Source organism: Gemmiger gallinarum (assembly GCF_014982805.1).
GTDB lineage: Bacteria > Bacillota > Clostridia > Oscillospirales > Ruminococcaceae > Gemmiger > Gemmiger gallinarum.
The window spans coordinates 165,611-175,601 of record NZ_JADCKC010000004.1 but is presented as its reverse complement, the minus strand read 5'-3'; the positions used below and the strand labels follow the sequence as shown (position 1 = coordinate 175,601).

Genomic DNA, 9,991 nt, shown 5'->3' with positions numbered 1-9,991 from the left:
TCTTATTCAGTTTTGAGGGCACATGCCTTCAGAAAAGAGAATATGCGATCGAAAGATTGTATACCGGCCGGTGTCGATGACGGTGAGGTTCCACCTGTTCCCATTCCGAACACAGAAGTTAAGCTCACTCGTGCCGACGATAGTTGGTTGGAAACGACCTGTGAAAATAGGTAGATGCCGGCTTCTCTTGAAAAAGCAGCCTTCGGGCCGAGCTTAGGCCCGGTCCGAAGTTTGCTTATATGCACCATTAGCTCAGTTGGTAGAGCAACTGACTCTTAATCAGTGGGTCCTGGGTTCGAGTCCCCGATGGTGCACCATACCAAGCAAATCCGAACGTACTTCTTTTCGAAGGTGCGTTCGGATTTGTTTTTTATTTTCCGTTTGTGGAAGCATAAAATGTCTACTATATTAAGGATTACTGTTGACAAAATTGGAAAGAATATTATAATAGTATCATATGATACCATTATACCGGCGGTGATTATCTGATGAGTTGCGATCGCGTTCAGAAAATTCTGAGTGATATGAGATATGCAATTGATAATAAAAAATTTTATCCCATAGATAGAGACAAGAATTTAAATACATTGGCTCTCTTGGGTATTTCTTGGGGTGCAGTTAAAGAAGAAATATATAATCTAAAAGAGGAAGATTATATATGTGGGCCGAGTGTTGACCGTGATGACCCCTCATCAGATTTTTTCTGGATCTTTAAGAAAAAGATAGACGGAAATCTGATTTATGTAAAATTTAAAGTCTTATACCAAGAGGATGGAGGTGTTCGAGTTGTTAGTTTTCATATAGATGAATGATAATAATAAGTATTAAAAAGGAGCTATTTATATGTATTGTCCCAATTGTAATTCTGAAGTTTTAACTGAGGTTAAAACGGTTTCGGAAACATATCCTGTAAAAGGGGAGGAAATCACGATTACAGCTAAGGTAAGATGCTGTAAGAACTGTGGCCAAGATATTTGGGACGAAGAACTTGATGAACAAAATTTGCTTGATGCATTTGCAATATATCGCCAACGGCATGGGCTATTACAGGCAGATGAGATACGCAGAATCCGTGAAAAATATGGTTTGTCGCAGGTTGCCTTTGCTAAAGTTCTGGGACTTGGAGATAAAACAATTGCCCGTTATGAGAATGGAAGTATTGCGGATATGGCGCAAAATAATCTTATTGAATTAATGAAACAACCCAGTAATTTCAGAGAACTTTTACAAAAGAATCGGGATAAGATATCGAAACAAGATTATGAAAATGCCATGAATAATTTGGAAACTCTTCGAGTCAAGGTTACCTTTTCGTATACAACGGACAGTAATATGGTTTACAACCTTAGGCCAAATTCGCCTAATAGTCCTGAATTTTGGGGGGATCGATACTATGCCTAAAGCAAGTGTTTTACAGTTTGACAATTATACTGTTGAAGAATTGCTGTTCAAAAAGGAGCCGGTTAAAGCTGATCAACATGAGTTTCAATTACAACCTCATTTTGAACAGGAAATCGTAAATCTTGGTGATGATAAATATGATGTTCATTTATCGTTTGATATAACACCTACAGAAGATCATCCGATGCCGTTTCATATTCATGTTGCTATTGTGGGACATTTCACTTATTTTGATCAGGATGAAACAATCGATGCCAATCTAAAAGATCATATACTTCATACAAACACCATTTCTATTTTATTTCCTTTTCTTCGTCAAATTGTTGCTACTCTTACGAATAATGCTAATGTGGCAACCTTGATGCTTCCCATTATGAATTTTAATGATGGCGGGTTGGAAAAGAAAACAGAATGAAAATTGAGAGATAATTTGTAAAGAGAAAATAAAGAAAAGATTAAGGTGAAAAAGATGATTTTTTTACCTAATCGCGAAATTTGTTCCAGGAAGAATTACCACGTATAAGTCTAAAAAGAGCCTTGAGGTTAAGAGAATTCGGTAGTGTCAACATTCTTTCGCAAATTTAGTTTGCAGTCTCTGGAATAAATGAGGTCAGCCAGCAATAGAGGCATCCTCAAGGACCGCCTCCAAGTGCTTCATGTTCATGTACTTCTTGTTGCCCCACTGAGTACCGGCCACATGGCGCAGCCGGGCACAGACTAGCATAAGGGCGGAATTGCCGTCCGGAAAACTACCCACCACGCGAGTGCGGCGGCGGATCTCTCGGTTCAGCCGTTCAATGACATTGTTGGTGCGGATACGAGTCCAGTGTTCGCTGGGAAAATCGCAGTAGGTCAGCGTTTCTTCAATACCGTCCTCCACCTTCTTGGCCGCTTCTTTCAGCTTCATGGAACGCAGTTCTTCTACCACAGCTCTGGCTTTATCTCGAGCAGCTTTTTTACTTTCCTGGGCGTGGATCGCTTTGAGCATCTTGGCCACCAGCTTTGCTTTGGAACGCGGTGTAACAGTAAACACATTCCGGTAAAAGTGGACTGTACACCGTTGGTATTTGGCCTCGGGAAACACTTCGCCCACGGCTTCCAGCATACCAAGGCATTTGTCACCAACCACCAATTTAACCCCATCCAAACCACGGCCGCGGAGCCACTGAAAGAAATTAACCCAACTGGCCTTGTCTTCTTTTATGCCCTCAGCTGCGCCAAGAACCCCGCGGTAGCCATCCTCGTTGACTGCAATGGCTACCAGAATAGCTACATTTTCAAACTCTCCACCCCAGTTGCGGCGCAGGTAGATTCCATCCACATAAACATACGGATATCGTCCGCCTTGCAGAGGGCGGTTCCGCCAATCCTCGATGTGGACATACGCTTTCTTGTTCAACTCACTAATGGTGGACGGCGACACCTTACTGCCCCACAGGGCCTCGGTAATATCCTCCACGCGCCGGACGGATACGCCTGCCAGGTACATCTCGATGAGTGCTTCTTCTACGCTGCTTTCGCGGCGGCGATACCGCTCAATGATGGCGGTTTCAAAAGAGATGCCCTTGAGCTTGGGCACCTTGAGTGTGACGTTTCCGGAGGTGGTGGTGAGATTACGGTTGTAGTGGCCGCTGCGGTAGCCTTGGCGCTGCTCATTGCGCTCATACCGGGCAGCTTGGGTCAGCTTGTTAGCCTCTGCCTCTAGCAGCTCGTTGAGTGTTTCCTCTACGCTGCCTCGTACGAGTTCCTTGAGCTGCCCCTTGATAACTTCCTCGTTTAGCTGTACAATCTTTTCAGGCATGGTTTGCTATCTCCTTTCGAATGTTTGTGTCGCAACTTCATTCTACCAGAGATCTGCAAACCATGTCTCTTTTTGTTTTTGCGAAACTTATTCTACCCTACCTTCCTTGTTCTTATTGATGTGATTATACCCGATTAAAATAAGTTGAGTTTTTTAAAATATGAAATATAATCGGCTAGGTATTGCTCATCTAATAGGGACCACTTATACTGAATCTTTTTCAGGAACTGCAAAGTTCGCTTATTCGACACGGTGATAGCGTTAGAAATTTGAAAATTACCATCGGAGTCCATAATTCCAACAAAGTATTTTATTAACTTACCTTTTCTGTTGGAAAAAGCATTAAACAGCTTTTCCTTAAAGGTATTCATTGGAACAGGAATAACGGATATCGAAAAAGAGGATAGAACGTCAATTAATTGATTATAAGTTATTGATGGATTGGGAAACACGTGATAAATATAAAAGTCAGGTTCATAGTGAAAGCATATTTTGACAATTGCTTTAGAAACTTCATCAACAGGGGAAAAATCGATCGTTTTATTCAACCAAGATTCAGGTATATAATGAAGTTCGGTCATGGCGCGTAGTCTACATAAAAAAGCATTTGTTTGGTAATTTGGTTGGAAGCATAAATCATTATATCGATTAGTTAAATTTCCAATACGTATAATTTTGACCTTGCATCCGTCCTGTATGCTATCTAAAATGGCCTTTTCACAATAGTACTTACTAAGCACATAGTTATTGTCTAACATTTGCCCATTCGCAAAACAGGTTTCATCAAATGGCGGTAAATCGCTATTGGAGAAACGAAGGGAACTATTACCGGATATACTAATTGAAGAAATATAAACAAAAACTGCATCTACCTGTTTCGCATAATGTAAAAGTCTTTTTGTTGAGTCAATATTGATTGATTGGTAGCTACCAAATGAGCCAAAATGATTTACTGTAGCTGCACAGTGGATAACAAAATCAACATGAGAAGGAAGTATATTAATTAAATTATAATTGGTAATATCACCAGTTAGAATAGTGATTTTTTCAGGTATTGCTGTAAAATTGGAATGAGGAAAATAGTATTGTAAGATATTTAAAAGCCGAATCTCGGCACATATGTTTTCGAGAGGTCGGACAATGCAGAAAATTCTCTGAACACTAGAATGGATGAGTTCGTACAAAATATGTGCACCAAGAAATCCAGTTACTCCTGTTATTAATATGCTCTTTATTGGAATGCTAACCGTTCCACCGACTTGATTTTTTAAAAGAAAGTCATATTTTTTGTTTGGAGTAGCAGTGAAAATGGGTTTTGAAAATTTGTTTTGTAATGTGCTAATAATCCCATTAACACTTGGATGGTCAAGAATACTTTGAATGTCAATAAATAAACCAACAGAGCTTAGAGATGCAACTAAATCAAAAAGACTTAAACTGTCGGCGCCTTTATCGAAAATATTTTCGTCTGTGTTAAGTTCATTGGCTTTTATACAATTACATACTATTTGATACACAATAGAGTGAAGATCATGGACGATCTCCGATCGTGCAATTGACCTTGAATTATTTGAACTTAAAGATAAACAATCGGGTAAAGAGTTGATATCGAGTTTTCCGTTTGCAGAAAGAGGAAGAGAATCTAAATGAATATAATATGAGGGAAGCATATAATTCATAAGCTTTTTTTGTAGTGTGCGTTTTAGAAAATTACTATTTAAAACAGTTTGAGATACATAATAGGCAATAAGAATTTGTTTTCCTAAATGCTCTTTTACAATAACTACAGCGTTTGTTATAGGAGAAATTGAGCATAGACATTGTTCTATTTCTTTAAGTTCAACACGTTGGCCATTCAATTTGATTTGAGAGTCATTTCTACCAAGGAAAAAGATATCTCCGGATGTATCAATGTATCCTATGTCGCCAGTATGATAGATAGTTCTCTTAGGAACTGTAGAAAGTATTTCGAAGGAACTTTTTGAGTCGAAATTAGTGCCAATGTAACCCTCTCCTACATTTGCACCTTCAATACAAATTTCTCCTGGGATACCAAAAGGACATATTTCATTTTCTGGAGAGACAATAAAAATATCTGTCCCATATAGTGGCTTTCCAATTGAAATCTTCGAAATATCTTCATGATTAGACAACTCTTTACAAGTGACCCAAACTGTTGTTTCGGCAGGACCATAAACATTGAATACCTTTGCCTCACTATGTGAACGAATTAATTTTAATAAAGAAGTGTTAAAAGGCTCTCCACCAAGAATAATTGCTTTGAAACAGCTGAGAAAACTTAGGTTTTCATGATTTCCGCAATACAGTAACATTTTGGAAGGTGTGGTTTGTATAGACTCGATATGATGCTGTTTTACTAAATTTGAAAGTGCTATTGGGTTGTTTACCTCTTCATCACTTGTCATATAAATAACGATTTGGTGAAGGAGCGCAAAAACACTTTCGGTAATAAAAATGTCGAATGCATAATTCGTGACAGAAACAATACTTTTGATTGAATTCGAAAAACACTTAGAAAAGATACTACCAGTTTTTGAGGAACAATAGTTTGAAAGATTTCGATGTGAGATTTTAATCCCTTTAGGTTTGCCGGTAGTGCCAGAAGTATATACAACGTAACATAAAAAGTCAGGATTAGTCGCAATGATAGGAGCCTTATTGTAAGACCATATCGAGGTATCAGATAAATTAAGATAATTATACTCTGTGGGAATAGAGGCATCCTTCATCAGAATTATTTTGACATTTATGTCGTCTAAAATTTGCTTTTTCCTCAGGAGAGGACAGGTATAATCAATTAATAAATAGGCTGCGCCTATTTTCATGGCAGCAAGAATAGCAGGAATTATCTCCCAACAGCGATTAGTGATTATCGGAACAATATCTCCCGATTTTACAGAATATTGATTTTGAAGAAACGCAGCCAAGGAGTTTGAGTATTGCTCCAACTGGTCATAAGAAAATGTCATATTCCGAAAGATAAGAGCTGTTTTATGATTCCCACGTGCAAACTCACTATAGAGTTGATGTACACATTTGAGGGAATGGATTTGAGTAGGAACGCTACAATATACTTGCTTTGGTGTGGTAGGGAAAATTTCTATTTCAGAAACCTTTTTACAAGTCAAAAGCTGATTAAAAATTCTTCGATAGCTTTTTTGCATCAAATTTATGGTTTCAAAAGATACTAAGTCTGGAGAATATTCAATTCTTAAAAGATATCCTGTGTTTGTTTCTGTTATTTCAAATGTTAAATCAAATTTTGATGAATTTAATTCTACCCATTCGTTCTTACAAAAAGAGCCGTTTATTTCAAAAGTGTAATATCCAGAACCTTGATAAATAAATGAGGTATTTATCTGGTTTGAAGTAATATTAGAATTGTGAAGAGCATCATATAATGGAGTGTTTTGATATTTAAAAAGATTTAGAATACTTGATTTGATTTCTTGAATAAATTGTAATAAATTGTCTGTGCTTGGAATACAAATCGGAAGAGTATTTACAAACATACCAATAGTATTCATGAAAATACCGCTTCGATTCATTAGAGTTATACTTGATAACAAATGATCTTGATGGGAATAACGTATTAGAACAATACAAAATACCAAGAAATAAAGCATTGTGTTACTAAGTTCAAAAGAGGATTTAATTGTTTGGAGAAGAGATTTATTTATAACATGGTTAAAGAATAATGAAAGTCCTGGTAGATGTTGCTTGTTATTAAAGTCTAAAAGTCTAACAGAGTTTCCATGAGCTAAAACTGTCTGAAAATAAGAATTGGCTTCTTGAAAATTATTATTAGAACGATCATCATATAACTTCTTTGCATAGTTGGAATATGATATCTGAGAGAATGAATAAGGAGTGCCTAATAAAAAAGCATTTAATTCTTTCATCAGAAGATAAATAGAACGCCCATCTACCAAAATGTGATGGATATCTATTAGAAGATAATTATTTGTTAATCCAAAACGTGCAAGAGGCCCTTGAGACAGGTTAAATGGATGGAAGAAAGAAGAAATTTCTGTATCGCCTAATTCTTGAACAGCAATAGGAAAGTCGTATGAAATCATTTGGGGTTGAACGATGTGGCTGGTATCTACTTTTACACATAACTCTGGATGATGTGCGATAAGAGAAGACAAACCGTCACGTAACTTTTGATAATTTATATTTTGAGGAAGAGCAATTCTTAATGGAATATTATATAAACACGGATTTTTACTTTTGATAGATGCGACATAGATAGCAATTTGTTGCGGAGTTAATGGATATGTATCAATAGTAGAAGATAAGGTATCGGTGATATTAGGATAAGTTTTTTTACTATTGATAATGCAAAAGACAAATGCTCCTATGTTGGGACATTCTAAAGCTGTTTTCATATCAACGGTTATATTGAATTCTTTTTCTATCGAGCAAATCATAAACGTTAGGGCTAAACTATCGATATTCAAATCGAGCCAAGTTTGCTGTGAGAATGTTTTTGTAGGAATGTTTTCTTTTCCAAAATAATGTTTTAGAAAATCAATTATTTTTACAGGATCCATAAAAATCACCGTCATCTTTCGAAAATGTAAATCCGTATATTATTAAATCCCAAATCATCGGTTGCGTCATATGCGATATAATCGGTTAGAGTTTGAAAAATTTGACATGAGCGAATAAGATTCACTGTTTGCGGCGTGATTTGATAGCATTTTACTTGCTTTAGCTTTTTTGAGGAACATAGAAGGAAGGAATACTTTACCGTTTGAAAGAAATTAATCTTAAAAAAGGAGGGCTTGATAAAATAATAAGTTGTTCCGCTTAAAGGGGCGGCATTGGATGTATGCCCAGTAATTTTGACATAAAATTTATCTTTGTTACGCTTTGCATTTGAAAAAGAAATAAATAAGCATTGTGACATTCCTTTCGGAGAAATATTACGAACAGTTAATTCATTGTCATACTCATTAAATGCTTTATAAATTCGTTTGTTTTCCATATTTGCTTCGGAAGCAAATGTGACATAAAGCCCTTCTACGGGTAGGAATGAGTGTACAGTACCTTCATAGATATATTCTATACTCAAGTCGGATTCATCCAACTTGACTTTTACATTGATTTCTGATATTGCTAAATGGGAATTTAGCTTGCAATTGCTTTGTAAAAGAGGGTATGTGTTGATTGCAATGCCATCGAGTGTTTTAGGCATTTTAACATGTCTATTACGAAAGAAAAAATAGCAAAATAAAAAAAAGTAACCCAAAATTAGAATGGCAAGAGTTAAACCAAAAAATGGCGTATGTTGGAAAAGCCATAACAAACTAATACCAATAAGTCCCCAAATGGTTGATATTACTTGCAAAGAGGCAACAAAAAAACGAAAAAAATATTTCATAGAAATACCCCCCATGGTATAAAACGAAGTGTTAAGAATATAAAATTAAATACGGAGCTTCAGTTTTATTTGGAACTCCTCCCAACCTATCTCCCCCAACTGATACTTACTCAGCGCCATCTGTGCCTGCTTACGCCAGGCGTTGTAGGCATCCCTCATTTTCTGGTTACCGGGCGCACGGGAGCAGCGCATCTGGTAGCGGTTGCGCATCTTATTGTAGAGTTCCTTGGCTTTGTTGGCCTTCAGTTCCTCGGCATAGGCTAGTTTGGCGGCAATGTCCTTGCAGGTGGCGCCGGTTTCCGGGTCCAGCACCCGCTCACAATACTTGGCGCGGCTGGAGAAGGGAACAAACAGCCGGTGGCAGCTTTCACAGACGGCAACCGGCAGGTCCTGGGCACACATCTGTACAAATTCCAAAAAGAGTAACGCGGGCAGCGTATCGCTCGCGTAGAACGTGGCGGCAGAAATGCCGCCTTTTTTGTTGTCTGCAGGCCGTTTGTACCGGGTCTGGATATGGATGTCGTCCTCCAGCTTGTGGTATTTCTGGTAGATCGAATCGCCATTTTCGGCCAGTTCCACCAGCAACTCCGAAGGGCGCTGGCCATGCTCCGTTCTGGGGCGTCCGTCCTCTTCCACCAGTGTAGCCTCGATCAGCTGGCGCAGATCCGTTTTTCCGTCCACCAACTGTTGCAGCAGCGTCACAAAGGATTCCAATACCGACAGCGCCGTCCGGCACAGAGAGGCGTCACCGGTATCACGCTGGATAAAGACCTTCATCTGGTCTGTGTACTCCGGAAAGTTCCGGCAGAACCCTTCCATGATGTCGCTGGTTATGGCCAACTCGCCAAGGTGGGACATTCTGGCGCGCAATTCATCAAATGTATACGAACTGTCATTTTTTCCAGTATGTATAAATTGCAACACGCTATGTTGGATAGCTTTCAGTTCTCGTTCATTGCGACGGAAGTTGGCCAGCGTGTGGCCTTCCACCAGATCAAACAGGGCCGGTGAAACCTGCCGCACAGCGGCGGCAAAATCATGGTAAAAGGACGCCACCTGGTAATACACACAGGTGTCAGGGGAAGCCAGGCTCTGCTGCATGGTCTGATCTTCCGGGAAGTTTACACCCCGGAATTTCTCCAGCAATGCGCGGCCTCGTTCCAGATAGGGGGCGGCATCCAGGTCCAGGACGCCGAACACCAGGGACCCCAGCGGATATGTATGCTGGGGCGTGTCGTAGCCCTGGATATATTCGGTGCGGCCTTCAAAGAAAAGGTACGTCTGGTAGTTCAAAATTCGTCACCATCCTGTGTTGGAGCATAGTGGGCGGAAAATGACTCTGTGTTTTTCTGTGTTTCAGAAACAGCCGAGAAAAGTGT

General features: G+C 38.9%; 7 protein-coding genes, 1 tRNA gene and 1 rRNA gene. 5 read left to right on the top strand and 4 right to left on the bottom strand.

Features of this window, described 5'->3' with window-relative positions:
- The first annotated feature begins 66 nt into the window (after positions 1–66).
- The 5 genes from rrf to INF35_RS13365 all read left to right on the top strand — a co-directional run bounded on the left by rrf (position 67) and on the right by INF35_RS13365 (position 1,816).
- A 5S ribosomal RNA gene (gene rrf, locus INF35_RS13385) occupies positions 67–183 on the top strand.
- Positions 184–241: 58 nt separating this feature from the next.
- Positions 242–317: transfer RNA gene (locus tag INF35_RS13380), tRNA-Lys, on the top strand.
- 171 nt (positions 318–488) lie between these two features.
- On the top strand, positions 489–812 hold the full coding sequence (locus INF35_RS13375; protein WP_193503301.1) for a hypothetical protein: 324 nt from the start codon (positions 489–491) through the stop codon (positions 810–812).
- 31 nt (positions 813–843) lie between these two features.
- A complete protein-coding gene (locus INF35_RS13370; protein WP_193503298.1) occupies positions 844–1,401 on the top strand; it encodes a type II toxin-antitoxin system MqsA family antitoxin in 558 nt (185 codons plus the stop codon).
- On the top strand, positions 1,394–1,816 hold the full coding sequence (locus INF35_RS13365; protein ID WP_193503296.1) for a protein-export chaperone SecB: 423 nt from the start codon (positions 1,394–1,396) through the stop codon (positions 1,814–1,816). Before INF35_RS13370 ends, INF35_RS13365 begins: the two co-directional genes overlap by 8 nt.
- Before the next feature lie 195 nt (positions 1,817–2,011).
- Here INF35_RS13365 and INF35_RS13360 read toward each other — a convergent pair whose 3' ends face one another.
- The 4 genes from INF35_RS13360 to INF35_RS13345 all read right to left on the bottom strand — a co-directional run bounded on the left by INF35_RS13360 (position 2,012) and on the right by INF35_RS13345 (position 9,905).
- Entirely contained in the window at positions 2,012–3,202 is a 1,191-nt protein-coding gene (locus INF35_RS13360; RefSeq protein WP_193503294.1) for an IS256 family transposase, read from the bottom strand.
- 134 nt (positions 3,203–3,336) lie between these two features.
- On the bottom strand, positions 3,337–7,779 hold the full coding sequence (locus INF35_RS13355; RefSeq protein WP_193503292.1) for an AMP-binding protein: 4,443 nt from the start codon (positions 7,777–7,779) through the stop codon (positions 3,337–3,339).
- A gap of 11 nt (positions 7,780–7,790) precedes the next feature.
- The gene (locus INF35_RS13350; RefSeq protein WP_193503290.1) at positions 7,791–8,612 is read right to left on the bottom strand and encodes a hypothetical protein; all 822 of its coding nucleotides are present in this window, start codon (positions 8,610–8,612) and stop codon (positions 7,791–7,793) included.
- Between the two features lie 45 nt (positions 8,613–8,657).
- Positions 8,658–9,905, bottom strand: a complete 1,248-nt coding sequence (locus INF35_RS13345) for a DUF6076 domain-containing protein (RefSeq protein ID WP_193503288.1) — start codon at positions 9,903–9,905, stop codon at positions 8,658–8,660.
- Between the last annotated feature and the right edge of the window lie 86 nt (positions 9,906–9,991).